Genomic DNA, 24,689 nt, shown 5'->3' with positions numbered 1-24,689 from the left:
GCCGCGTTGCCGGGACCGCCCGCGGGCACCCGCTACGGGGCCGGCCCTCCGCCCTGCGATCGCGCGCACCGGACGCCGCGAGCCCGGCCCTCCAGGCAGACGGCGCTACTTCGCGGACACGGCCTGGCGCGCCGGGCGCACCACCTGCGCCGATCCGCCGCCGCGCCGGACGGTTTCGGCGGCGGCCAGCCATGCGCCGTTCGGCAGCCGCTGTACGGCGGTCGCCGCGCCGATCTCGGGGTTGAGCTTGAAGGAGTGCGCGAGGGCCTCCAGCTCGGCCCGCAGCCCGTCGGGGCTGGTGTCGTTGTAGAGCGCCGGCTCCAACTCCGTCTGGGCGGCGTTGCGTTGGCTGGCACGCGGGGCGGCGATCGCGTCGACGAGCGGCAGTCCGCGGTCGAGGAAGCCGGTCAGCGTCTGCAACACGGTGGTGATGATGGTCGCGCCGCCGGGCGAGCCCAGGGCCACCACCGGCCTGCCGTGCCGGTCGAGCACGATCGTCGGCGAGATCGACGAACGCGGCCGCTTGCCCGGCCCGGGCAGGTTCGGGTCGTGGACGGCCGGGTTGGCGGGGGCGAAGGAGAAGTCCGTCAGCTCGTTGTTGAGCAGGAAGCCACGGCCGGGGACGGTGATGCCGCTGCCGCCGGTCTGCTCGATGGTGAGCGTGTAGGAGACGACGTTGCCCCACTTGTCGGCGACGGTGAGGTGCGTGGTGTTCTCGCCCTCGTACGTCGTCGGCGCCGCCGTTCCGCCCGCGCCGCAGGCGGCCGGGTGCCGCGGGTCGCCGGGCGCCACCGGGCTGGTGAGGACCGCGTCGTCCCTGATGAGGCAGGCCCGTGAGTCGGCGTACCGCTGCGACAGCAGCTGCTTGGTGGGGACGTCCTCGAAGGCGGGATCGCCGACCCAGCGCCCGCGGTCGGCGAAGGAGATCCGGCTGGCCTCGAGATAGTGGTGCAGGTACTGGACCTCGCTCGCCTTCGAGAGGTCCGTCCTCTCCAGGATGTTGAGGGCCTCTCCGACCGTCGTGCCGCCCGAGGACGAGGGCGCGATGGAGTAGACGCCCAGGCCCCGGTACGAGGTCCTGGTGGGCGCCTGGAGCTTGGCGCGGTAGGCCGCGAGGTCCTTGGCGGACAGCTCGCCCGGCCGGGCGTTCCAGCCCGAACCCGGGTCGACGGGCGGCTTGTTCACGGTGGCGACGATGTCCTCGCCGAGGTCGCCGCGGTAGATCGCGCCCACGCCCTTGCGGGCCAGCTCCGCGTAGGTCCGGGCGAGGTCGGGGTTCTTGAACGTCGAGCCCACCACGGGCAGTTGGCCGCCGGGCAGGAACAGCTTCGCCGTGTCGGGGAAGTAGCGGAAGCGGGTCTCGTTGGCTGCGGTCTGGCTGCGGAAGGTGTCGTCGACGGTGAAGCCCTCGCGGGCGATGCGCTGGGCGGGCTTCAGGACCGTGCCGAGCTGTTCGCTGCCCCACTCCTTCAGGGCGGTCGCCCAGGTGGCGGGGGTGCCCGGCGTGCCGACGCCCAGACCGCTGGTGACGGCGTCCGCGAAGGCGAGCGGCTTGCCGTTCTCCAGGAAGAGGCCGGAGTCCGCGGTCAGCGGGGCGGTCTCGCGGCCGTCGATGGTGTGCACCGCACGGGACTCGGCGTCGTAGTAGACGAAGTAGCCGCCTCCGCCGACACCGGCGGAATAGGGCTCGGTGACGCCGAGGGCGGCGGCGGTGGCCACGGCCGCGTCGACGGCGTTGCCTCCCTCGCGGAGCACCTCGATGCCGGCCGCGGAGGCGTCCGCGTCGACGCTGGCGACCGCGCCGCCGTAGCCGACGGCGACCGGGACCTTCGCGACAGTGGCTCTCTCAGCGGCGGGTGGCGCCGCGGCCCCCACCGTGACCACGGCGGCCGAGACCGCCAGGACCGACAGTTTCCGCGCGACAGGGCGACGCATCCGTACCTCCAGTCCAGGACCGTCCGCGCAGCGTAACCAGATTCCCGGGGCCCCGACAGCCTCCTTCCGGGCACTGTCATACGAACGCCACACCTCGAACACGGGTACGCCCCGCTCGCGCCCGCCCGCTACCATGCGCGCCCATGAACGACGACGTGCGCAACATCGTCCTGGGCGTGGTGGCGGCCGGCATCAGTGCCGCGCTCGGCTGGCTGACCCGCACCTACCTGTGGAAGCGCAGACTCCGGCGCAAGCAGGCCTTCTTCGGGCTGCCCGAGAACTCGGAGTGCCTGCTCGTCGTGAACCGCGACGCGGGCAGCCCCGACCTCGCGGTGCACCGTCACGACGTGTTCGCGCTCCTGGAGCTCGCCGCGCTCATCAAGGACTGCGGCGCGGGCACCGAGGTGGTCACCCAGGACGTGGCCCGGCAGGGCTTCGGGGAGCGGACGGAGTTCTGTGTCGGGGGTCCGGGATCGAACCGGCGGATGGCGGCCCACATCCAGGCCATGCTGCCCGGCGTGCGCGTCAACACCGACCGCGAACCGGGCCCCGACCGGCTGGCGTTCCAGGTGGGCGGCGAGCACTACCGCATGGACTCGGGCGTCACCGAGTTCGTCCTGCTGGCCCGGCTGACCGTGGGCGGACGACGTGGGGCGCGGCCGGTGTTCCTGTTCTGCGGCCAGCGGGCGATCAACAACCAGGCCGCCACCCGCTACCTGGTCCGCAACCACGAGCGGCTGGCCCGCAAGCACGGCAACGGCTCCTTCGTGCTGCTCCTGAAGGTCGTCAACTCCCAGGCGTACGGCCCCGACGTGGTGGAACTGGTGGACGACGTGACCCGGGCGGCGCTGGCTCCCCTCCCGGAGTCAACTATTGTTACCCCCACGTAACTTACCGGCGGGTTACTCGTGGTGAGGCGCGGCGGTTACCGTCAGGTCACTTTGCGATGGCGCAGGCAAGAGGAGTGACCCGTGGGACGACCGCACCGCATGGCCCTTCGCGCGACCGCCATGGGCGCCGCCTCCGCGACCCTGGTCGCCGGCGGGGTGCTGGGCCTGACACCCGCCGCGCAGGCCGCGACCGGCGGCGTCCGGTACGTCGACATCGCCGGGGACGGCGGTACGGTCCTCAAGGCCAATGTGGTCACCCCCGCCGACGGTGCCCGCAGCCACCCGCTGATCGTCCTGCCGACCAGCTGGGGCTTCCCGCAGGTCGAGTACCTCGCCCAGGCGCGGCGGCTCGCCGACTCCGGCTACGTCGTGCTCAGTTACAACGTGCGGGGCTTCTGGCAGTCCGGCGGCGAGATCGACGTGGCGGGACCGCACGATGTCGCCGACGCCGCCAGGGTCCTCGACTGGGCGCTCGCCAACACCCCGAGCGACCCGCGCAACGTCGGCATGGCGGGCGTCTCGTACGGCGCCGGGATCAGCCTGCTGGCCGCCGCCCACGACCCGCGCATCAAGGCCGTGGCGTCGCTCAGCGGCTGGGGCGACCTGATCGACTCGATCTACTCCGGGCGCACCCAGCACGTCCAGGCCGCCGCCGTGCTCGACACGGTGGGCACGGTCACCGGCCGCCGGAGCGCCGAGTCCCGGGAGGTCTTCTCGGCCTTCTACTCCTCCGACCTGTCGAAGGAGAAGACCATCGTCGCCTGGGGGCAGAAACGTTCCCCCGTGACCTACCTGGACCAGCTCAACAAGAACGGCGCGGCCGTCATGCTCGCCGGCGCCTGGGGCGACACGATCTTCCCGCCGAACCAGTCAGCCGCCTTCTACGAGCGGCTGACCGGCCCGAAGCGGCTGGAGTTCCGCCCCGGCGACCACGCCACCGCCGAGCTGACCGGCCTGTTCGGCCTCCCCAACGACGTCTGGACCGACACCGAGCGCTGGTTCGACCACTACCTCAAGGGCGAGGACAACGGCATCGACCGTGAACAGCCGGTCCGGCTCAAGTCCCGTTCCACAAGCGGTTACGAGGGATATCCGGACTGGAAGTCGGTGGACGCGACCCGGGAGAAGATCGCCCTGGCGGGCTCCACCACGATCCACACGAACGTGAACTCGGGCGCCGACGGCGGGATCGTCTTCCTGTCCAGCATCCTCGACCAGGCGGCGAAGCTGCCCCCGGTGGCCGCGATCCCCCTGCTCCCCCGGCGCTGGGCCGCCGTGTGGCAGTCCGGGAGGTACGCCACGGAGCAGCGGGTCCGCGGCACAGCGAAGCTGCACACCACCGTCACCCCGACCGAGGAGAGCGGCACCCTCGTCGCCTACCTCTACGACGTGGGGCCGCTCGGCCTGGGCAAACTGGTCGCCAACGCGCCGTACACCTTCCACGGGCACACGCCGGGCAAGCCGTTCGGTCTCGACCTGGATCTGATCTCCACGGCCTACGACGTCCCGGCCGGGCACCGGCTCGCCCTGGTCGTCGACACCGTGGACCCGCTGTACGTCGAGCACAACCCGTCCGGCGCGCGGCTGACCTTCTCCTCGCCGGCGAACGACCCGTCGTACGTGTCGGTTCCGCTGCGCGAGCAGTGATCTCCGGCCGCTGCCGGGGCGGGCGGCCTCCGTGGCCGGCGCCGTCGCTCAGTGCTTGAGGATCTTGGAGAGGAAGTCCTTGGCGCGGTCGCTGCGCGGGGCGGTGAAGAACTCCTCGGGGATGCGGTCCTCGACGATCCGGCCGTCGGCCATGAAGACCACCCGGTTGGCGGCCGAGCGGGCGAAGCCCATCTCGTGGGTGACCACGACCATGGTCATGCCCTCCTGGGCGAGCTGCTGCATGACCTCGAGGACCTCGTTGATCATCTCGGGGTCCAGGGCGGAGGTGGGCTCGTCGAACAGGAGCGCCTTGGGGTCCATGGCGAGGGCACGGGCGATGGCCACGCGCTGCTGCTGACCTCCGGAGAGCTGTGCGGGGAACTTGTCGGCCTGATCGGCGAGGCCCACCCGGTCGAGCAGTTCACGGGAGCGCCTGTCGGCCTCGCCCTTCTTGCGTCCGCGCACCTTCACCTGACCCAGCGAGATGTTCTGCAGAACGGTCTTGTGGGCGAACAGGTTGAAGGACTGGAAGACCATGCCGACCTCGGAACGCAGTCCCGCCAGGGCCTTGCCCTCCTCCGGCAGCGGCTGTCCGTCGAGCGTGATCGAACCGGAGTGGATGGGCTCCAGCCGGTTGATCGCGCGGCACAGTGTCGACTTCCCCGACCCCGAGGGGCCGATCACGACGACCACCTCCCCCCTGCCGACGGTGAGGTTGACGTCCTGGAGGACATGCAGCTCCCCGAAGTACTTGTTGACGTCACGCAGCTCGATCAACGGATCGACGGCCATGCGCAGCCCTGCTCCTTCAGCTGTGTCGTGGTTGCCGCAAACTATCCATCCGGGACCGGTGCGGGGGCACGACACGCACCTTTCCGTCATTAGCCGTATTTACGCGCCCGTCCTTCAGTTCTCGGCCACCTCGGCGTACAGCTGGGACAGTTCGGGGGTTCCGGTCGCGGCCCACTCACGCCCCGCGGTGATCACGTCGACCTCCCGGCCGGACGCCAGCCGGACGACCGGCTCCCCGCCGGGCCAGATCATCCAGACGGCGCCGGGCACCGTACGCACGACGACCGTCCCGAGGTAGAGCCCGGCGTCGTGACCGAACCAGGGCAGGTTCTCCTCGTCCTCGCGCCAGCGCGGCGGAAGCTGGTCCAGTGCCTCCAACGAGGCGGCCGTGTCGTCGAGTCCGATCCCCTGCCGGGCCGCCTGCGAGCGCAACAGCTCGCATTCGGAGAGGAGTTCGGCGATCCCCCCGAGGTCCTCGGCCAGCACCGCCGCACGGTACTTCTTGCTCCTGTTGCCCAGGAAAGGGATGTTCATAAGCCCAGCCTGACATTCGCACCGGCGTGCGCACCACAGGCGCGCTGGCATACGCCGACGGCCGGCCCCGGCCCGGCGGGCGTCCCGCGCAGTCCGACGGACCCGGCTCCCGCTCCCGCTACACCTCGAGGTCGACCACGACCGGAGCGTGATCCGAGGCGCCCTTGCCCTTGCGCTCCTCGCGGTCGACGTAGGCGTCCTTGACGGCCTCGGCGAACGGCGCGTTGCCGTACACCAGGTCGATGCGCATGCCGCGGTTCTTGGGGAAGCAGAGCTGGCGGTAGTCCCAGTACGTGAAGGGGCGGTCGTACTTCAGCGGGCGCGGGACCACGTCCGAGAGGCCGGCCTCGCGCAGGGACGCCAGGGCGGCGCGCTCGGCCGGGGTGACATGGGTGAGGCCCTCGAAGGCGGCCACGTCGTGCACGTCGTCGTCGGTCGGCGCCACGTTGTAGTCGCCCATCACCGCGAAGGGGCGGCTGCCCGCCGCGTCGCCCGCGACGGCGGCCTCGAGTGCCTCGAACCACTGGAGCTTGTAGGCGTAGTGCGGGTGGTCGACCTCCCGGCCGTTCGGCACGTACACCGACCAGACGCGGACCGGGCCGCAGGTCGCCGAGATGGCGCGGGGCTCCTGCGCCCCTTCGTAGCCGGGGTCGCCGGGCAGGCCCTTGACGACGTCCGCCAGGCCGACGCGGGAGATCACCGCCACGCCGTTCCACCGGCCCGTGGCGTGCACCGCCGCCTCGTAGCCCAGCTCGCGCAGCTCGTCGAGCGGGAACTGCGCCTCGGCGACCTTGGCCTCCTGGAGGCACAGCACGTCGGTGCCGCTGCTCTCCAGCCAGGCCAGCAGCCTCGGCAGGCGGGCGGTGATCGAGTTCACGTTCCAGGTCGCGATACGCATGCCTCACAACCTACCCGGCGGGTCCGACACCGCCCTCGCTCAGACCTGCGCGGACGCCCCCGGCGCCAGCCGGCCGTGGTCGGCGCCGCCCAGGTTGCCCAGGTGTGTGTCGTAGATCGGGCGGGCGAGGTCGGTGAGGAGCGCGTCATGGATGTCGTAGACGCGCCGCGGCCGGACCTCGCGGACGTACTCGATCACCTCGGCGATCTTGTTCCAGGGGGCCTGGACCGGCGCCAGCAGCGTCTCCACCGGCTGCCCGGGGACGGTGAGGGCGTCGCCCGGGTGGAAGACCCGGCCTTCGTCGACGAGGAAGCCGACGTTGGTGACGCGCGGGAGGTCGGGGTGGATGACCGCGTGCAGCTCGCCGTGGACCTGGACGTCGAAACCCGCGACGGTGAAGGTGTCGCCGTGACCGACCGTGTGCACCCGGCCGGGGAACGCGGCGGAGAGCTTCTCCGCGACGGACCGCAGGGTCCAGATCCCGACGGCCGGGTCGGCCTCCAGGGCCGCCCGCAGCCGCTGCTCGTCGAAGTGGTCGGGGTGCTCGTGCGTGACCAGGATCGCGTCCGCGCCGAGCGCGGCGTCCGCCTCGCCGAACCCGCCGGGGTCGAGCACGAGCGTGCGCCCGTCCTTCTCCAGGCGCACACACGCGTGCGACATCTTGGTGAGTTTCACAGCCGTCATGAGACCCATCCTGCCCCCCTGTCCGGCGGCCGGCTCACTCGGTGGGGGTGGTCTCCTCCCGGATGACCTGCTGCGCCACCTTGAACGCGCCGCTCGCCGCGGGTACGCCGCAATAGACGGCCACCTGGAGCAGCACCTCCTTGATCTCGTCCGGGGTGAGGCCGTTGCGCAGCGCGGCGCGGATGTGGGAGGCGAGCTCGTCCAGGTGGCCGCCCGCGACCAGCGCGGTGAGCGTGACGCAGGAGCGGGAGCGCCGGTCCAGGCCGGGCCGCGCCCAGATCTCGCCCCAGGCATAGCGGGTGACGAACTCCTGGAACTCCCCGGAGAAGTCGTCGGCCTGCGACAGCGCCCGGTCCACGTGGGCGTCCCCGAGGACCTCCCGGCGCACCTTCAGACCGGCGTCGTACGGATCGGGGCGGCCCATGACCTGCACCGGTTGGAGAACGGGAGCGGGCGCGATCTCCGCGATGGCCACCGGCTGCGGAGGCTGCTGGGGCGCGGTCAGGACCGCTCTGACGGGAATGCCCGGCACGGCCGTCTGCCCGGTGCCGGAGTCGTAGGCGGGCTGCCAGGCGGTGGAGAAGTGGCGGACCAGCAGGTCGGTCACGGCCGCGGGCTGCTCCACCGGGACCAGGTGCGAGGCGCCCGGTACGACGGCCAGCCGGGCGTCCGGGATGCCGGCCACCAGGGTGCGCGCCTCGGCGGGGCCGGTGACCTGGTCGTCCGAGCCGACGAGGACCAGCGTCGGCACACCGACGAGACCGATCTCGGCCCGCACGTCGAAGGCGGCGAGCGCCTCGCAGGCCGCTATGTAGCAGCCGGGGTCGGTGGTGCGCACCATCTGCACGGCCCATTCGGTGATCGCGGGCTGCGCGGCGGCGAAGCCGCTGGTGAACCACCGGTCGGGCGAGCTGCGGGCGATGGGGTCGAGGCCGTTCGTACGGACGATCACACCCCGCTGCCGGAACTCGTCGGCCGTGCCGAACCGCGGCGAGGCGGCGATGAGCGCGAGCGACGCGACCCGCTCCGGGTGCCGCAGCGCCAGCTCCACGCCGACCGCGCCGCCGAACGCGCAGCCCGCGTAGCCGAAGCGCTGTACACCGAGCCCGTTGAGGGTGGCGAGGAGCCGCGCGGCGAGGTCGGAGACCGAGCCGACGGGGTAGGCCGGGGCGCCGCCGTGGCCGGGCAGGTCGTAGCGGAAGATCCGCCACTGCTGGGCCAGCTCGGGGACCTGACGGTCCCACATGTGCCATGTGGTACCCAGCGAGGGCCCCAGGATCAGGACCGGGGCGTCTTCCGGCCCGTCAAACCGGTATTGCAGGGTGTTCGGTGGTGTCTCGCTCACCCGTCAGACCCTCTCATCTCGCACGGACGCCCCTATAACGAGGGGGCGCTGGATACCGTTCCGTCCGGGTTGAATACTTCTCGGACGGCACATCGCTCGGGGCGTCGGACGATCGCACGGCGGGTCCCGCCCTCCTGGGCGCGGCTCGGTGTTCAGCCCCTCGGGGCTGTCTCCCCCGGTGGTCAGGGACGTGACGACGCTCCGCGCAGCCGCTGACACCGGGGGCCGTCGGCCCCGGCAGGCCGCCGACCGCAGACAACGCGCAGCCGCCCGCGGGGCTGTTCGGCTCCGGTCGGCGCCCAGCTCCTTCTCGCCCCCGCCGCGGCCAGGGCCCGCTACGCCACCTGGGACCACGTCGAAGCGCACCGGCCTCCGACCATCCCGGGTGAGCGGGGAACGGTCCGCCTCACCGTCCGGCGCGACGAACTCATGCCTCTGCGCGAAGCCCACGACGACTGGAACAGGTGACGGTCCCGCACAGAGGCGTGCCCGGACGCAGTCGCCCGGCTCCGGTCGAAGCACGCGCCGCGTGAGTCCCTGCCGGCCACCACGCCGGCGGCCACGCGGGGCGGCAGCGCAAGGCGTAGCGTTGAGGACGTGAGGACGGGGAACGTGACGGACCCCGCCCTCACCCCGGATGCGCGGTCGCGCCCACGGCGGTGACGGATCCGGGCGGAGGTCACGGCGTCCGCCGTCCCGTCCCCTCCCGGACCAGGTGCTGCGTCCGCCGCTCCGTTCACCCACCGCCCCGACGCCATGCGTACGGCGCCGCGGCCGCTGACCGGTGCCGGTCCCGAGCGGCCGGCGGCCGGCTCAGTCGGTGGACAGCGCCTGGAGCAGGTCGCCGACCTTGGGGTCGGGCAGGGAGCGTGCGACGTCGGCCTGGGCGACCATGCCCACCAGATCGTGCCCGTCGATGACCGGCAGACGGCGTACCTTGTGCCGGTTCATCGTGCGCAGGATCTCCTCCACGTCGTCGTCCGCGCCGATGGTGACGGCCTCGCCCTGGGCCAGCTCGCCTGCCGGACAGGTGGCGGGATCCTTGCCGGCGCCGAGGACCTTCACCACGATGTCCCGGTCCGTCAGCATGCCCTTCAGCCGGTTGTCGGTGCCGCAGATCGGCAGCGCCCCGATGCCGAGGTCCTTCATCTTGCGGGCCGCGTCCAGCACCGTCTCCTCGGCCCCGATGCACTCGGCTCCGCCGGTCATGATGTCCCGCGCCTTCGTCATCACATCTCCCTCTCTTGTCGTGCGGCCCCGGACCCGCCGGGCGCCGTTGCGCCCGGGTCCAGGCCACCGTCTCGTCGATGTGGCATGTGTTCCCGGACGTCGCAGGCGATAACGGGATCACCCGGCCAATCCCCCGCCGGCCGAGCGGGCGGCTCGTCGAACGCGGTACGGACCGAAGCCCGCCGTCGCCGGAGCGCCGTGAGGAGGCCGAGGAGCGGACGGGCCGGCGTCATGGACAGGAGTCGTCGTTGTCCGTCGTCCGCGTACTGCTCCTGTCGGCTGCGGTTCCGTCACCACCGCACGGCGAGGCGGCGGACTGCGCCCTGGTCAACGCGGCCTTCAGAGCTTGTTGCACCGGGTCGGGCAGTTGCTGGGTGCTCACCCAGTCGATGACGAGACCGGCGATCTCGCGCAGTTTGATGTTGGTGTGCTGGGAGACGTCCTTGAGGACGTCGAAGCCCTGCTGAGGACGCAGTCCGCCGAGGGTGATGATGACGCCGACCGCCTGATCGATCACGGCATGCGAGGCGATGGCCGTCTGCAGGTGGTCGTTGTCCCGCTGCAGGTCGACGATCCTGGCGGCGAGGTCACCCGGCTCCTGCGGCTGGCGCACTCCAGTCGGCTCAGGACGGCCGTTGTGCGCGAAACCCATCGTTATCACTCTCCAGGAAGCGACGTTCGAGATCCGGCCGGGCGCCGTCGCCCGGCCGGGACGGTGAGGACGACAACACCACTCCTACCCGCACACTTCGGCGGTTCGCATCCCTTCCGGCCCGGCACGGCCCCCGCACGGGCGGTCCGGCCGCCGACCGGAAGCGACCGGGTGCACTGTCCGGCCGGCCCGGCAGCGCGGTGCCGGAGACGGTGGCCGTCCCCCGCGACGAGCCTTCCCGGCCGTGACCGGCGTCGCCCGCGACGAACCCGCGACCACCCACCGTTCGTCGCGCAGTCCAAGGCACTGCAGGGAACGGGTGAGGTTGCGTACTCACCGGTGTGGCGCACCCGTCCCGCGGTCCTCGCCCTTGTTGAATCCCTCCGCAGGCGAGGACCCGAGGCGGCATGCGCCGGGTGGCCCCGCCTTCGATACGGCTCAGCAATGGAGAGGTGACCCGTGGCGGACATCAGCCCGATCGACATGCAGAAGGCTCTCAAAGGCGCCGAGTATCCGGCCGACCGCGACGACCTCGTGGCGCTGGCCAAGAAGAACGGTGCGGACGACGATCTCGTCGAGAGGCTGTCCAACTCCGGGACCGAGCGGTTCGACGGCCCCAACGACGTCCAGAAAGCCGTGTTCGGCGATTAGCGGCTGTCGCGAAGCGGCCGGCACCGGGGCGGGGCCCGCAGGTTCTCCCGTACACCGACCGCCTGGAGGATGAGCACCGACGTTACGGGCGTGCGCTGCCGGGTACCGATGATGCGGTCGGCACGGTGGGTGCCGGCCGTGAGGAGGTGCGGCATGGACGCTTCGGTGGACCGCATCGCGCAGCCGTGGGGCGGCCGCACTCCGTACGGGCGGCACGAGGTGTGGCCCGCGCGGGTGGACACTCACCTCGAGGAGGGCGTCGCACCGGATGACGTGCAGCGTTGGGTGCGGGCCGCGTCGATTCTGCACTCCGACGGCGACGCGATGGACATCGCGGTCGTGGACGGTCGCATGGTCGGCGTACGGGGGCGTGCGCAGGACAGGGTGAATCACGGCCGTCTCGGGCCGAAGGACCTGTTCGGCTGGCAGGCCAACGCCTCTTCCGGCCGGCTCACCCGGCCGCTCGTCCGCCGGGGCGGCCGCCTGGTCGAGACGGACTGGGCGACCGCGATGGACCGGATCGTGTCCCGGTCGCGGTCGCTTCTCCAGGAGAAGGGCCCCGGTTCGATCGGTTTCTACACCACCGGCCAGCTCTTCCTCGAGGAGTACTACACGCTGGCGGTGCTGGCCCGGGCCGGGATCGGGACGAATCACCTGGACGGCAACACCAGGCTCTGCACGTCCACGGCCGCCGAGGCGCTCAAGGAGTCCTTCGGCTGTGACGGGCAGCCCGGCAGTTACGACGACATCGATCACGCGGACGCCATCGCCCTCTTCGGGCACAACCTGGCCGAGACGCAGCCGGTGCAGTGGATGCGGGTCCTGGACCGGCTCGAGGGCGCCGATCCGCCCCGGCTCGTCTGCGTGGATCCGCGGCCGACGCAGGTGGCGCGCCGGGCCACCGTGCACCTGGCTCCGCGGGGCGGCACGAACGTGGCGCTGCTCAACGCGCTGCTGCACGAGATCATCCGCACCGGCCGGGTCGATCACGCGTACGTCGAGGCGCACACCGTCGGCTTCGAGGAGCTGGAAGCCCGGGTCGCAGAGTGCACTCCCGCGTGGGCGGCCGGCATCTGCGACGTTCCGGCCGCGCGCATCGCCGAGGCGGCCGAGATCCTGGGTTCGGCCGACCGGCTGCTGTCGACGGTCCTGCAGGGCGTGTACCAGTCCCACCAGGCCACCGCGGCGGCCGTGCAGATCAACAACATCCACCTGATCCGGGGCATGCTCGGCCGGCCGGGAGCGGGTGTGCTGCAGATGAACGGCCAGCCCACCGCGCAGAACACCCGGGAGTGCGGCGCCAACGGCGACCTGCCGGGCTTCAGGAACTGGGAGAACGACCAGCACGTCGCCGACCTGGCGAAGGTGTGGAACGTCGACCCGAAGCAGATCCCGCACTACGCGCCGCCCACCCACGCGATGCAGATGTTCCGCTACGCCGAACAGGGCTCGATCCGCATGCTGTGGGTCAGCGGCACCAACCCCGCCGTTTCCCTGCCCGAGCTGTCCCGTATCCGCTCGATCCTTTCCCAGGAGCGGCTGTTCGTCGTGGTGCAGGACCTGTTCCTGACCGAGACGGCCCAGCTGGCCGACGTGGTGCTGCCCGCCGCGACCTGGGGTGAGAAGACCGGGACGTTCACGAACGCCGACCGCACCGTGCACCTGTCCGACAAGGCCGTCGACCCGCCGGGCGAGGCCAGGCCGGACCTGGACATCTTCCTCGACTACGCCCGGCGCATGGACTTCCGGGACAAGGACGGGGGCCCGCTGGTCCACTGGCACGACCCGGAGTCGGCGTTCGAGGCGTGGAAGCGGTGCAGCGCCGGCCGGCCGTGCGACTACACCGGCCTCACCTACGGCAAGCTCCGCGGTCCGAGCGGCATCCAGTGGCCGTGCAACGAGGACGCACCGGACGGCACGGAACGTCTCTACACCGACGGCATCAGCTGGGCGCACCCCGACCGGTGCGAGACGTACGGCAAGGATCTGGTCACCGGAGCGTCGGACAGCGTGGTGGAGTACCGCTCCCTCAATCCGGACGGCAAGGCGATGATCAAGGCCGCCGCCTATCTGCCGCCGCACGAGGAGCCCGGCGCGGAGTACCCGTTCCAGCTCACCACCGGGCGGACGATCTACCACTTCCACACCCGGACCAAGACCGGGCGGGTCCCGCAGCTGAACGCCGCCGCGCCCGACGTATGGGTGGAGGTGTCCGTCGCCGACGCGGACGAGCGGGACCTGAACGAGGGCGATCTCGTGGAGGTGGCCACGCCCCGCGGCGCGCTGCGGGGACGGGTCCGGGTCACCGACATCCGGCCCGGCCTGCTGTTCGTGCCGTTCCACTACGGCTACTGGGACACCCCCGGCGGCAAGGGCCCGGACGGGAGCACGCCCGGGCGTGCCGCCAACGAGACGACCGTGACCGACTGGGACCCGGTCTCCAAGCAGCCGTTGTTCAAGACCGCCGCGGCGGCTCTCACCCTCGTCGAACGCGGTGGGGGCCGGGCCGCCCCCGCGCCGACCACCACCGCATCCGTGCCGTCACGCAGCGGCGGCGTCACCGCGACGGCGGGCGGCCCTTCGGCGAGTGTCGCGCAGTCGGACGGCGCCCCCTGGCACGGCCGTGAGGAGGGAAGCCGGTGAACGGCATCACCCTGACCCTGCGCGTGCTGCACCACGGCGAGAAGCATCTCGCCCGGCACCTGGTCGCGGTGGCGGAACGTCATCGCACCGAGCACGAGGTCCACCACGTCGCCACCGACCTGGCCGTCTGGTCCCGTGAACACGTCCAGCGACTGACCGACACCGGTCACCACTACGGCGTGAAGCTCGGTGACCCGCCCCACCCGTCCGACTCGGGGGTCCTGGCGACGCTCAGGGAGAAGGCGGCGGATGCCGTGGGCCGTCGTCCCGAGCCCGGTCTGCTCCTGCTGCGCGACCTGCGGGAGCTGCATCTGGGAGCGACCGAGAACTCGCTGCACTGGGAGATGCTCGCCCAGGCGGCGCAGGCCGCCAAGGACGACCGGCTGCTGGCGCTCGTCTCCTCCTGCCACCCGCAGACCCTGCGGCAGATGCGTTGGTCCAACACCATGATCAAGAACATCTCGGCGCAGATCCTGACCAGCCTCTAGCCGTCAGCCGGCCCTGACCCGGATCGAGCGGCGCACAAGGCTGCCGTGACAGGTCGACCGGCCGGGTGCGGCGCCGGTTGGCCGGCCGGACGGCCGGGCACCCGGGGAGAAGTTCCCGCGGCCGCAGAGGAGTGACAGTGGCGATCGGTCGAATCCCCGATCATGAGCAGCGGCGCATCCTGGAGGAGATGGAGCGCGCTCTGCGCCGGGACCGCCGCCTGGCACGGCGGCTGCGCAGGCTGAGCCGGCAGCGTGGGAGGTCCATGCCGTCCCGACTGGTGTCCTGCACGCCGCGTCCGTGGGCCGTCGCCCTGCTGCTCGCGTTGTCCGTGGGACTCATGGTGTCCGGCATCTCCACCTCCGAACCCGGCGTGATCTGGGCGTTCGCTGCCGTCTGGCCCGTGACGCTGTACGCGGCGTTCCGGTTGCTGTGCCGCTGGACGGAGCCTTCGGCGTCAGTCCCCGCAGAGCGCGGGACACCCGGTCCCAGGAGGTGATCACCATGCCGGAACCCGGAGCAAGACGTACGACACCCGGCGGGCGAGGCGGCGTAAGGGGGCGGAGCGGTCGGGGATCTCCGACCAGGACGCCAACGCGGTCGCCGACGAGTCCCTGCGGCGGGAGCCGGAGCACCGGAGCCGCGGCCCGCGCACGGAGCGGGGCCGGGGCCCGGAGGGCGAACGCCCGGAGAGCACGGGCCGACCGGGTCTCCACGGACCGACCAGGTGTCCACGGAGGGTCCGCGAACGGGGGCGGGGACGCCGAGCGCGGCCCCGCCCCCTCGTACGCCCTGGTCCCCACCTGGTCCCGCGGGCCTCAGCCCACGTAACGGCGGGCGGCCGAGCGCTGCTGCGCCTCCTCCAGGATCCTCATCCGCGCCTCGACCTCCGTCGGCAGCACCCGGCGCTCGCGCAGCACCCATGGCAGAGCGGCCGCGGCCTCCGCGAAGGCCCGTAGGGACACGGTGTCCCGGGGGACCGTGCGGGCCAGGTACACGGTGCGGCGCAGCGCGGGTCCGGCCCGGGCGGCGCAGCCAGGTGAACCAGAGCGTGTTGCGGATGCCGTGCGCCCGGCGCAGCGTCGAGTCCCGTACCGCCGAGGGCTGGTGATGGATCGTCAGATGCTCGGCGTACGTCAGCCACCAGCCGTTGGCCGCCAGGTCGGCGGCGAGCAGCTCCTCCTCGCCGCCCAGCCAGAGCCGGGGGTGGAAGCCGCCCGCGGCGCGGAAAGCGTCGGTGCGCAAGGCGGTGGCGGCGGCCAGGAAGGAGCCCAGCGCGGGTCCGGGCAACCAGTCCGGAGCGGGCACGGGCGAGTCGCGCAGTTCGTCGTTGATCGGGTCCTCCGTGCTTCCCGGTTCGACCAGGATGCGGGCCGTGACGGTGGCGAGCGCCGGATACCGGTCCAGCAGGTCGGCGGCGCCGGACAGTGAGCCGGGCGCCCACCAGGAGTCGTCGTCGCAGAACGCCACGTAGGGCGTGCGGACCTCGCGGACGGCCAGGTTGCGGCCGACGGCGCCGAGGTTGCGGCCCGGGCACAGCAGCCGTACCCGGGGGTGGAGACGGGCGACCGCGTCGGCGGTCCCGTCGCTGGAGGCGTTGTCGACGACAATCACCGGGGGCCGCTCGGGCAGTTCCGTCAAGTGGCCGAGCGTGCGCAGGAGTTCGGGGCGGCGGTTGTGGGTGATGACGACGACGGTGGTGCGGGGGTCGGTCACGGCTGTGCTCCGTCCAGCATGCGGGCGGCCCGTTCCAGGTGCGGGGGCAGGGCGCGGCGGGCGCGCAGGGCGGCCGGCAGCCGCGTGAGCGTCTCGCGCAGGGCCTGCCGGGCGGTCGGGTCGCGGCGGGCGTCGGCGGCCAGGTCGCGGGTGCGGGCGAGGACGTGGGGCAGGGGGCGGCGCAGCCAGGCGGTGAGGAGTTCGTTGCGGCGCTGGACGGCCGGGCGGCCGTCGCGGGGCGCCGGGTCCGGATGGTGGTGGGCGACGACGTCGGGGCAGTGGGTGACGCCCCAGCCGCGGGCGGCGAGGTCGTAGGCGAGGAGGGTCTCCTCGCCGCCGAAGAACAGCAGGGGATGGAAGCCTCCCGCGTCGAGGTACGCCTCGCGGCGGACGACGGAGGCGCAGGCGAGGAAGCCGAGGACCTGGGTGCCGGGCAGGTCCCGAGCCGGACCGAGCGGGGAGGTGGCGAGGACGTCGTTGAGGGGGTCGGGGTCCTCGGCGGGGCCGACCAGGGTGGCGGCCGAGATCAGGCCGAGGCGTGGGTGGCTGTCCATCAGCTTGGCCGTGAGCTCCAGGGCGCCGGGCGCCCACCAGGAGTCGTCGTCGCTGAAGGCGACGTAGGGGGTGCGCAGGGCGCGTACGCCGTCGGTGCGGGCGATCGCGCCCCGGTTGACCGGCAGGGACAGCACGCGGACCGTGGGAAAGTCGCGGGCGAGCCGGGCGCGGGTGTCGTCGGTGGAGGCGTTGTCGACGACGAGGATCTCCGGCTGCTCGGGCAGGGCCAGGAGCCGTTGCAGGGTGCGGGCCAGACTCGCCGACCGGTTGCGGGTGGCGATGACGATGCCTACGGGCGCTTGGTTCATGGCGTGTCGCTGAGTTCGTCGAGCCGGTCGAGGGCGTGCAGTACGTCTTCGGTGGCGATGCGCAGCAGTGCCGGGTCGGTGCGGCGGCCGTGCGGGTCGCCGTCCTGGCCGGGATGCCACAGCACTCGGTGGCGCGGGGCGGGCGGCGGGCCCCAGCGGCTCGGCGGGACCGGACCGAACAGGGTCACCGAGCAGGTGGCGTGGGCGACGGCGAGGTGGGCGATGCCGGTGTCGCCGCTGACGACGGCGGAGGCGTCGGCCACCAGCGCGGAGAGCCGGTCGAAGGGGAGGCCGCCGCCGAAGGTGTCGGTGTCGGGCAGGCGCGCCTGCTTGGCGAGACGGGCCACGAGGTCGTCCTCGCCCGCTCCTCCGGTGACCACGACCCGGTGGCCGCGCTCGCGCAGGGCGGTGGCGACGGCTGCGTAGCGGTCGACGGGCCAGCATCGGGAGGGCGCCCCGGCACCCGGGTGCAGGACGACGGCCCCCGGCGCGGGGGAGGCGCCCGGCGGGCGGGGCAGTCGTAGGTCGGCCGGGTCGGCGGGGACGCCGTAGAACTCCAGGAAACGGCACCAGCGGTCCCGCTCGTGTTCCTCCGCCCACCAGCGGGGACCGTCGATCTCCGGGGTGTCCGGGTGGGCGAAGGCGAAGAGGCGGAGCGGGCGCAGCGACTGGAGCAGGCGGTGGCTGGGCGGGCCGTTGCCGTGCAGGTCGACGGCGATGTCGGGTGGCGGACCGGCCCAGTCGAGGGTGCGCGGTACGGCGCGGCCGGGGGCGGAGGCGGGCAGCAGCCGGTCGACGGCTCCGGTCGCCGCCGCCACCGGTTCGAGTTCGGCGGGGGCGGCGAGCACCAGTTCGTGGCCGGGGAAGGCCCGTCGCAGGGCGCGCAGGGCCGGCACCCCGGCCAGGAGGTCACCCAGGCCGAGAGCGCGCAGGACGAGCAGGCGGGGGCCCGTCATCGGGAACCCTCCGCCGCCCGGTCCAGGAGCGTGGTCGAGGACCGCCCGGCGAGGTAGGGCAGCAGCACCGCCTGCCCGCCCCATTCCTGCAGCAGCGCCGCCTCGGGCAGGTCGGCGCCGGTGTAGTCGCCGCCCTTGACCCAGACGTCGGGGCGCAGCTCGGCCAGCAGCCGTTCCGGTGTGTCCTCGTCGAACACGGCCACCGCGTCGACGCATTGCAGGGCGAGCAGGACGCGGATCCGGTCGGCGAGCGGGTTCACGGGACGGCCCTCGCCCTTGCGGCGCCGCACCGACGCGTCCGAGTTGAGGCACACGACGAGGCAGTCGCCGATCCGCCGGGCCGCCTGCAGCAGGCCGACGTGCCCGGCGTGCAGCAGGTCGAAGCAGCCGCCCGCGGCCACGACGGCACCGCCGGCGGCCCGCACCCGGGCGATCACGGCGTGCGGGTCGGGGGCCGCGTCGGAGCCCGCCCCCTCCTCGCCGGACGGGCGGAAGTCCGCCTCGGGGAAGGCTCCGTCGGCCAGTGCGCCCGCGCCGCCCGCGGCGACGAACTCGCTCGCGGCGGCGACGGCGCCTTCCACCGCCTCCCCGACGAGCGTCCCGTCCGCCAGCAGACCGGCCGCCGTGGCGGCGAAGCGATCGCCGGCGCCACAGGGGTCGCCGTGGTGGGCGGCGGGCGCCGGGACGAGCAGGGGATGGTCGCCGTAGGACAGCAGCGCGCCGCGCGCGCCCATGGTCACCGCGACGCAGGCGACCCGCCAGTGCCGTACGAGCGCGGCGGCCTCGCGGGCGGCGACGCGCAGGTCGCTGCCCGACGCCTGGGTGGTGTGGTGGTCCCCGGCGCCCGTCGCGAACGCCCGCGCCTCCGACCGGGCCGGAGTCGCCAGCCGGGTTCCCGGTACCGGCGGTCCGCCGCGCGGGTGCGGGTCCCAGACGAGCGGCGGGCGTTGGGCCAGGACGTCGCGCAGGGCGTCGGCCGCGCCCCGGCCGTAGTCGGAGACCAGGACCGCCCGGGCCGCGCGGACCGCCTCGCGGGCCTCCTCGGTGGCCGCGCGGACGCGGCCGTCGCCGCGGTCCAGCCGCACGACCGGGTGGCCCTGCGCCAGGACGCGGGTCTTCTCCGGCAGGGCACCGGTGAGCGGCAGGCCGATCACCTTCACCCGGCCGTCGAGCAGTCGGCGCAGTTCTTCGCTGGCCGGGTCGTCGCCGAGCCCGGTGATCAGGGTGACGTCCCGGCCGTCCGCCGCCGCGAGGCAGGCCGTGAGAGCCGCGCCGCCGGGCCGCGCCCGCCGCGCGTGCTCCGCGACGACCGGTACGGGCGCGTCGGGGGCGAGCCGGTCGGCGGTACCGGTGAGGTCGCGGTCGAGCAGGGCGTCGCCGACCACGACGAGGGCGGACCTGCCGGATCCGGAGCCTGCCATGGTCACCTCCCGTTCCTCTCCGCTGCCGCCCTCTCCACCGCCGCGTCGAACGCCTCGCACACCATGTGCACCGCCACCAGATGGAGTTCCTGGACGGTCGCGGTGGAGGAGCCCGACACGCACAGGGCCTCGTCGCTGCCGGCGGTCAGCGGGTTGGAGGCCGGGCCGGTCAGCGCCCACACCGTCAGGCCCGCCGCGCGCCCCGCGTCGGCGGCGGACAGCAGGTTGGCGCTGGCGCCGGAGGTCGACAGCAGCAGCAGGATGTCGCCGGGGCGGCCGTGGGCGCGGACCTGACGGGCGAACACCTCGTCCACGCCGTAGTCGTTGGCGATGGCGGTGGTGGAGGAGGTGTCGGCGTGCAGCGCGAGCGCGGAGAACGGCGGGCGGTCGTCACGGTAGCGGCCGACGAGTTCGGCGGTCAGGTGCTGGGCCTGTGCCGCGCTGCCGCCGTTGCCGGCGGCCAGCAGGCGTCCGCCGCCGCTGAGGACGGCAGCCAGTCGCTCGCCCCACCGCTCGGTCAGATGGGCCCGTTCCCGGAACCGGACCAGGGCGTCGAGCAGTTCGTCGCAGTGCGCGGTGACGGACGATGCGGCGTGGGTGCTCATCAGGCGACCTCCGTACGCAGTTCATGGCCAAGGGCGGTCTGCCGGTGGACTTGTTCGACGCCGTCCGCGACGTGCTGCCAGGTGTAGCGGGCGAGCACGCGCTCGCGGCCGGTGGCGCCGAAGCGGTGGCGTGTGGGCTCGTGTGTGAGCAGGTCGTGGACGGCGTCGGCGATCGCGGTGGGGTCGTCCGGTGGCACGAGTCGTCCGGTGTGGCCGTCGGCGACGGTGTCCCGGTGGCCGCCGACGTCGGTGGCGACGACGGGTGTGCCGCAGGCTGTGGCTTCCAGTGCAACGATGCCGAACGGCTCGTACAGGGGTGTGCACAGGACGAGGTCTGTGCTGCACATGAGTGCGGGCATCCGGTGCGGGTCGACGGCGCCGAGCAGGCGCACGCGGTGGGCCACGCCCTGTTCCTCGGCCAGTCGGAGCAGGCGCTGGGCTTCGGGTTCGGTGTGCAGCTTGTCGGAGGGCGGGCCGCCGGCGATGAGGAGTTCGGTGTCCGGGATGCGGGTCAGGGCGCGGATCGCCCGGTCGTGGCCCTTGCGGGGGACCAGCCGGCCGCAGGAGAGCAGCCGGTGGCGCTGCCCGCGCGCCGGGGTGTCGGCGGTGTCCGCCCTGGGGTGGAAGCGGTCGGCGTCGACGCCGCAGGGCACGACGGACACCTTGCGCGGGGAGACGCCCATGGCGGCGAGTTCGTGCACCTCGTCGGTGCAGGTCGCCAGTACCCGCTCGCAGGTGCGGCCGATCTGCTGCTCGATGCCGACGCGCTCGACGGGGCTGGTGTCGTCCCGGCCCTGGTGGCGCCGCTTGACGGTGCCCAGGGCGTGGAAGGTCTGCACGACCGGTATGCCGTGCGGCTGGACGCCGAGCTGGGCGGCCATGCCGGACATCCAGAAGTGGGCGTGCACCACGTCGGGCCGCTCCCGGCGCCAGGCCCGGGACAGGTGGGCGGCGAAGGCGGGCATGTGCTCGAACAGGGCGTCCTTGGGTATGGCCTCGGGCGGCCCGGCCGGCACGTGCTCGACGACGGCGCCGCCGGGCAGCGGCACCCGGTCGGGCAGAGCGGCCGCATCCCGCCGGGTGTAGACGGTGACTTCATGACCGCGCCGCGCCAACTCCTCCGACAGACGGGCGACGTAGACGTTCTGGCCGCCGGCGTCGACACCGCCCAGCGCCGCGAGCGGACTGGCGTGCTCGGACACCATGGCGATCCTCATCGGGTCACCTCTTTCAGCAGCCGCTCCCAGTCGTCCAGGAAGCGGGGCAGCCCGTAGCGGGCGAGCGCCGCGGCGCGTGCGCGCTCGCCGACCTGGCGGGCGTGCAGCGGGTCGGCGAGGAAGTCGCGGACGGCGTCGGTCAGGACGTCGATGCGGTTGGAGACCACTCCGGCGTCCGGGGGGACCGCTTCGGTGACCTCGGTGGTGGCCAGGGCGACCACGGGCATGCCCAGGTGCATGGCCTCCAGCAGGGACAGGCCGAGAGAGGTCCAGCGCACCGGGTGCAGGTAGAGGCGGCGCAGGGCCATCGCCGAATGCAGGTCCCGCTGGACGAGTTCGTGCGAGCGGCAGCGCCCGGGCGGCAGATGGAGGTGGTCGGCGAGGCCGTCGGTGCCCATGCCGAACACGTCCAGCGGAGCGGCCCGGGCGAAGACCGGGAGCAGGTCGGTGCCGGTCGTGCGGCCGCGCCGGACCGGCTCGTTGACGGCGACGGCCGCGTGCGGGATCTCACCGCTCCACAAGGGGCCCGGGTCGACGATGCCGTGCTCGATGACGGTGGTGTCGGCGCTCCCGGCGTCCCACATCAGGCGGTTGAAGTGGGTGACATGGACCAGCGGCACCCCCGGCACAGCGGCGACCGGGTGGCGGGTGTCCGGCACGCCGGGAGAGCCGTGGGGGGCGTTGTGCTCCAGATACACCATGGGCGGACGCCGGCCCAGCCACTGCTCCACCAGGGCGTACTCGTGCGGGCGTTGCAGGATCACCACGTCGATGCCGGCGTCCCGCAGCCGCTCCGGAGCGAGCTCGACCACCGAATCCGGCCAGTCGAAGGTGCGGGCCCGGCCGAGCCCGTCGGGGCCGCGGTCGGGGGTGACGGGGACGATGTAGGTGTGGGGGCCCTGGACGAAGGCGGTCGTCCAGGAGCCGTGCACGTGCCAGATCAGGATTCTCATTGCGCGACCATCACCTTCTCCACGGCGGCCACCACATCCTCGGCGCTCACCGACTCCAGGCACGGGTGCCCGGGCACCGGGCAGGTGCGGGCGCGGCTGTCCGCGCAGGGCGCGTCCTGGTCGCCGAGCAGGACGTAGGGCACGCCGTAGGGGCGCCAGCGTCCGGCCGGCACGACCGGGGCGAACAGCGACACCACCGGCGTGCCGACGGCGGCGGCGAGGTGGGCGGGCCCGGTGTTGGCGGCGACGACGGCCCGCGCCCCGGCGAGCACACCGGCCAGTTCCCCGGCGTCGGTACGGCCCCCCAGGTCGAGACCGTGCTCACCGCTCACATACGCGGTCAGCTCACGCTCTCCCGGGCCGCCGGTCACCACGACGCGGTGTCCGGCCGCGGTGAGTTCACGCACCGCCTCGGCGCACCGCCGACGGCTCCAGGCCCGGGCCGGGACGCTGGCCCCGGGATGCAGCACGACATACGGCTGCGGACCGGTCAGCCGGACCGCCCCCGGCGGGCCCAGCACGCGCAGCAGACCGTCGTCCCCACAGGGAAACCCGGCCGCCTCGGCGAGATCGAGGGCCGCCCGCGCCTCATGGGCGTGCGGATCACGCTGATGACGCACATCGAGCAGTGAGCCGGGGTAGTCGACACTGTCCGCCGCGATGAAGCCCACCCCGGCCAGGCGCAGCAGCAGAGCGGCGGGCAGCGGCGACTGGTGGAAGGAGGTCAGCACCAGCGCCGCGTCCGCGTCGATCGCGTCCAGGAGCAGCCCCACCTCACCACGCCCCACCGGCGGGGGCGTGAAACCCACCCAGGGCGCGTCCCAGACCAGGACGTCGTCGACGCCCGGCAGCATACGAGCCGCCGACGCGCCCAGCCGGCCGCACAACACCGTCACATGCTCGGCACGGGCCGCGACAGCACGGATAGCCGGCCCGGCCAGCAGCACATCACCGAAACCGTCCAAACGGACGACCAGGGCTTTCACGGGCCCCTCCCGGTGACGTCGTAGGCGGCCTCGACAGGTCCCTCGTCCGCGATGACCCGCCCGAGCGGCCGTCCGGACAGCAGCGCGCGCACCGCCGTCAGCAAGTCGGCCGCCACATGTTCGGCGGCGGCGATCTCCTCGGGCCTGGTCTGCGCGGTGGGGACGAGGACGCCCAGGGCGCCGGCCCGGCGGGCGGCCTCCACGTCGGCGCCGATGTCGCCGATCACGGCGATCCGCTCCGGCGCGGTACACAGCCGGCCGGCGGCCCACAGGATCATGCCCGGCCGGGGCTTGCGGCAGGCACAGCCCTCCTCGGGACCGTGCGGGCAGACGGCCCACACGTCGAAGGGACCCAGCAGTTCACCGACCCGCTCGTTGACCCGGCGGACATCGGCGGTGGAGATCAGCCCACGCGCGACGCCCGACTGGTTCGTCACCACACCGGTCCCGACACCCCGGGCACGCAGCAGACCGAGCGCCTCACGGGCCCCGTCCACCGGACGGACCAGCTCCGGATCGCCGTTGTAGGGAACGTCATGGACGAGCGTGCCGTCGCGGTCGAAGAGCACCAGGTCGATCCCGTTCACGGCGCCACCTCCCGCCAGCAGGCGGCACCGCGGTGACGCCACAGGCCGCTGACCCAGTGCCAGGTGGCCGCGGGCGGAATCAGCACACTCGTCGCCAGCATGGTGTTCACCTCATGCCGGGTACGCGGACCGGGCGCGATACGCGCCCAGGCGAACTCACCCGTGCCCGCCGCCCACCCCAGAGCGGCCACCGCGGCACCCCGGCGGCGACCCGCGACCGCAAGCACACAGGCGCCCAGGCCGGCTGCCGTGATCGTGGCATGCCGACGCAGACGGCCACGCGGAGCCAGCGCCCGGTGCCACCAGTCGGGTCCGTGCAGGCGCCGCATCAGGGCGTCGTCGGCGTTGCCGCGCTGGGCGCGCAGCGACACCCAGCGGTCGGCGGGCCGCACCGGATGGCGGGTGGTGCGCCGGCCCTGCCGGATCCGCCACCCCGCGTCCAGTACCCGCAGGGCGAGATCGGCGTCCTCGCGGAACGCCCGCCGGAACCGCTCGTCGAAGCCGCCGACCTGCTTCAGCACCTCGGCGCGGAAGGCCATGTCGGCGGTGATCCAGCGAGCCTGCGCCAGACCGGCGGTGCCGCGCTCCCAGTCGGTGGGCCGGCGCTCGCCCGGCAGCGGCACGGCGATCACGCCCTGCACGCCACCGGTCTCGGGGCCCGCCTCTTCCAGGTCCTGGGCGAGCTGGTCGCACCAGTGCGGTCCGACCTGCACGTCGTCGTCGAGGAAGGCGATCCAGGGCGCGGTGACCGCACGTGCCCCGGTGTTGCGGGCGGCGGCGGGCCCGCGCCCGCCGCTGTGGATCACCAGGGTGCGCTCGCGCAGCTCGCCGAGGACGCTCAGCGGACGTTCCAGAGCGTCGGAGTCGGGCTCGGGCCGGTCGTCGACGAGCACGATCTCCTCCGGCTTCGGACCGGTCGCGGAGACGAGCGCGGCGAGGCAGTCGGCGAGGGTGTCGCGCACCAGCGTGGGGATGACGACGGCGTAACCGGTCATGTG

General features: G+C 73.2%; 23 protein-coding genes and 1 pseudogene. 6 read left to right on the top strand and 18 right to left on the bottom strand.

Annotated elements, in window-relative coordinates:
- Positions 1-105 precede the first annotated feature (105 nt).
- Positions 106-1,935 carry a gamma-glutamyltransferase gene (gene ggt, locus QF030_RS32545; RefSeq protein WP_307166145.1) on the bottom strand — a complete coding sequence of 610 codons (1,830 nt, stop codon included), beginning with the start codon at positions 1,933-1,935 and terminating at the stop codon, positions 106-108.
- A gap of 143 nt (positions 1,936-2,078) precedes the next feature.
- Here ggt and QF030_RS32540 point away from each other — a divergent pair, with 143 nt between their 5' ends.
- Positions 2,079-2,825, top strand: coding sequence for a hypothetical protein (locus QF030_RS32540; RefSeq protein ID WP_307166144.1), 747 nt, complete (start codon positions 2,079-2,081; stop codon positions 2,823-2,825).
- A gap of 99 nt (positions 2,826-2,924) precedes the next feature.
- Positions 2,925-4,472, top strand: coding sequence for a CocE/NonD family hydrolase (locus QF030_RS32535; protein ID WP_373428931.1), 1,548 nt, complete (start codon positions 2,925-2,927; stop codon positions 4,470-4,472).
- Between the two features lie 48 nt (positions 4,473-4,520).
- Here the strand turns inward: QF030_RS32535 and QF030_RS32530 are convergent, their stop codons facing one another.
- From QF030_RS32530 to QF030_RS32500, 7 genes are all read right to left on the bottom strand, one after another.
- Positions 4,521-5,264 carry an amino acid ABC transporter ATP-binding protein gene (locus tag QF030_RS32530; RefSeq protein WP_307166142.1) on the bottom strand — a complete coding sequence of 248 codons (744 nt, stop codon included), beginning with the start codon at positions 5,262-5,264 and terminating at the stop codon, positions 4,521-4,523.
- Positions 5,265-5,378: 114 nt separating this feature from the next.
- Entirely contained in the window at positions 5,379-5,798 is a 420-nt protein-coding gene (locus QF030_RS32525; protein WP_307166141.1) for a DUF6278 family protein, read from the bottom strand.
- A 118-nt stretch (positions 5,799-5,916) separates the two neighbouring features.
- Positions 5,917-6,696, bottom strand: coding sequence for an exodeoxyribonuclease III (locus QF030_RS32520; RefSeq protein WP_307166140.1), 780 nt, complete (start codon positions 6,694-6,696; stop codon positions 5,917-5,919).
- 39 nt (positions 6,697-6,735) lie between these two features.
- The gene (locus QF030_RS32515; RefSeq protein ID WP_307167763.1) at positions 6,736-7,371 is read right to left on the bottom strand and encodes an MBL fold metallo-hydrolase; all 636 of its coding nucleotides are present in this window, start codon (positions 7,369-7,371) and stop codon (positions 6,736-6,738) included.
- Between the two features lie 43 nt (positions 7,372-7,414).
- The gene (gene pcaDC, locus QF030_RS32510; protein ID WP_307166139.1) at positions 7,415-8,725 is read right to left on the bottom strand and encodes a bifunctional 3-oxoadipate enol-lactonase/4-carboxymuconolactone decarboxylase PcaDC; all 1,311 of its coding nucleotides are present in this window, start codon (positions 8,723-8,725) and stop codon (positions 7,415-7,417) included.
- An 813-nt stretch (positions 8,726-9,538) separates the two neighbouring features.
- Positions 9,539-9,955 (bottom strand): CBS domain-containing protein, encoded by a 417-nt coding sequence (locus tag QF030_RS32505; RefSeq protein WP_307166138.1) that lies wholly within the window; start codon positions 9,953-9,955, stop codon positions 9,539-9,541.
- A gap of 229 nt (positions 9,956-10,184) precedes the next feature.
- Positions 10,185-10,607: an ANTAR domain-containing protein gene (locus QF030_RS32500; RefSeq protein WP_307166137.1), complete on the bottom strand. Its 423-nt coding sequence runs from the start codon at positions 10,605-10,607 to the stop codon at positions 10,185-10,187.
- A 459-nt stretch (positions 10,608-11,066) separates the two neighbouring features.
- On the opposite strand from QF030_RS32500, the gene QF030_RS32495 reads away from it, so the two are divergent.
- From QF030_RS32495 to QF030_RS32480, 4 genes are all read left to right on the top strand, one after another.
- Positions 11,067-11,258 (top strand): DUF2795 domain-containing protein, encoded by a 192-nt coding sequence (locus tag QF030_RS32495; RefSeq protein ID WP_307166136.1) that lies wholly within the window; start codon positions 11,067-11,069, stop codon positions 11,256-11,258.
- A 153-nt stretch (positions 11,259-11,411) separates the two neighbouring features.
- Positions 11,412-13,901, top strand: coding sequence for a molybdopterin oxidoreductase family protein (locus QF030_RS32490; RefSeq protein WP_307166135.1), 2,490 nt, complete (start codon positions 11,412-11,414; stop codon positions 13,899-13,901).
- On the top strand, positions 13,898-14,389 hold the full coding sequence (locus QF030_RS32485) for a hypothetical protein (protein ID WP_307166134.1): 492 nt from the start codon (positions 13,898-13,900) through the stop codon (positions 14,387-14,389). The genes QF030_RS32490 and QF030_RS32485 overlap by 4 nt, the downstream gene beginning before the upstream one ends.
- A 188-nt stretch (positions 14,390-14,577) precedes the next feature.
- Positions 14,578-14,886, top strand: a complete 309-nt coding sequence (locus QF030_RS32480; protein ID WP_307167762.1) for a hypothetical protein — start codon at positions 14,578-14,580, stop codon at positions 14,884-14,886.
- Between the two features lie 319 nt (positions 14,887-15,205).
- Here QF030_RS32480 and QF030_RS32475 read toward each other — a convergent pair.
- The 10 genes and pseudogenes from QF030_RS32475 to QF030_RS32430 form a co-directional block, all read right to left on the bottom strand.
- A pseudogene (locus QF030_RS32475) lies at positions 15,206-16,103 on the bottom strand (glycosyltransferase family 2 protein).
- Positions 16,100-16,966 (bottom strand): glycosyltransferase family 2 protein, encoded by an 867-nt coding sequence (locus tag QF030_RS32470; RefSeq protein WP_307166133.1) that lies wholly within the window; start codon positions 16,964-16,966, stop codon positions 16,100-16,102. Before QF030_RS32470 ends, QF030_RS32475 begins: the two are co-directional and overlap by 4 nt.
- On the bottom strand, positions 16,963-17,922 hold the full coding sequence (locus QF030_RS32465; RefSeq protein ID WP_307166132.1) for a glycosyltransferase family 9 protein: 960 nt from the start codon (positions 17,920-17,922) through the stop codon (positions 16,963-16,965). The genes QF030_RS32470 and QF030_RS32465 overlap by 4 nt, the downstream gene beginning before the upstream one ends.
- A complete protein-coding gene (gene rfaE2, locus QF030_RS32460) occupies positions 17,919-19,343 on the bottom strand; it encodes a D-glycero-beta-D-manno-heptose 1-phosphate adenylyltransferase (RefSeq protein ID WP_307166131.1) in 1,425 nt (474 codons plus the stop codon). Before rfaE2 ends, QF030_RS32465 begins: the two co-directional genes overlap by 4 nt.
- A 2-nt stretch (positions 19,344-19,345) precedes the next feature.
- Positions 19,346-19,948 (bottom strand): D-sedoheptulose-7-phosphate isomerase, encoded by a 603-nt coding sequence (locus tag QF030_RS32455; RefSeq protein WP_307166130.1) that lies wholly within the window; start codon positions 19,946-19,948, stop codon positions 19,346-19,348.
- Complete coding sequence (locus tag QF030_RS32450) at positions 19,948-21,165, bottom strand: glycosyltransferase (RefSeq protein WP_307166129.1); 1,218 nt, start codon at positions 21,163-21,165, stop codon at positions 19,948-19,950. The genes QF030_RS32455 and QF030_RS32450 overlap by 1 nt, the downstream gene beginning before the upstream one ends.
- Positions 21,162-22,118, bottom strand: coding sequence for a glycosyltransferase (locus QF030_RS32445; RefSeq protein WP_307166128.1), 957 nt, complete (start codon positions 22,116-22,118; stop codon positions 21,162-21,164). The genes QF030_RS32450 and QF030_RS32445 overlap by 4 nt, the downstream gene beginning before the upstream one ends.
- Positions 22,115-23,104, bottom strand: a complete 990-nt coding sequence (locus tag QF030_RS32440; RefSeq protein WP_307166127.1) for a glycosyltransferase family 9 protein — start codon at positions 23,102-23,104, stop codon at positions 22,115-22,117. The genes QF030_RS32445 and QF030_RS32440 overlap by 4 nt, the downstream gene beginning before the upstream one ends.
- A complete protein-coding gene (locus QF030_RS32435) occupies positions 23,101-23,691 on the bottom strand; it encodes a D-glycero-alpha-D-manno-heptose-1,7-bisphosphate 7-phosphatase (RefSeq protein ID WP_307166126.1) in 591 nt (196 codons plus the stop codon). The genes QF030_RS32440 and QF030_RS32435 overlap by 4 nt, the downstream gene beginning before the upstream one ends.
- Positions 23,688-24,686 (bottom strand): glycosyltransferase family 2 protein, encoded by a 999-nt coding sequence (locus tag QF030_RS32430; RefSeq protein ID WP_307166125.1) that lies wholly within the window; start codon positions 24,684-24,686, stop codon positions 23,688-23,690. The genes QF030_RS32435 and QF030_RS32430 overlap by 4 nt, the downstream gene beginning before the upstream one ends.
- Positions 24,687-24,689: the final 3 nt, after the last annotated feature.

Source organism: Streptomyces rishiriensis, assembly GCF_030815485.1.
GTDB lineage: Bacteria > Actinomycetota > Actinomycetes > Streptomycetales > Streptomycetaceae > Streptomyces > Streptomyces rishiriensis_A.
Note: the sequence above shows the minus strand (reverse complement) of the source record. Positions and strands in the feature narration are given on the sequence as shown.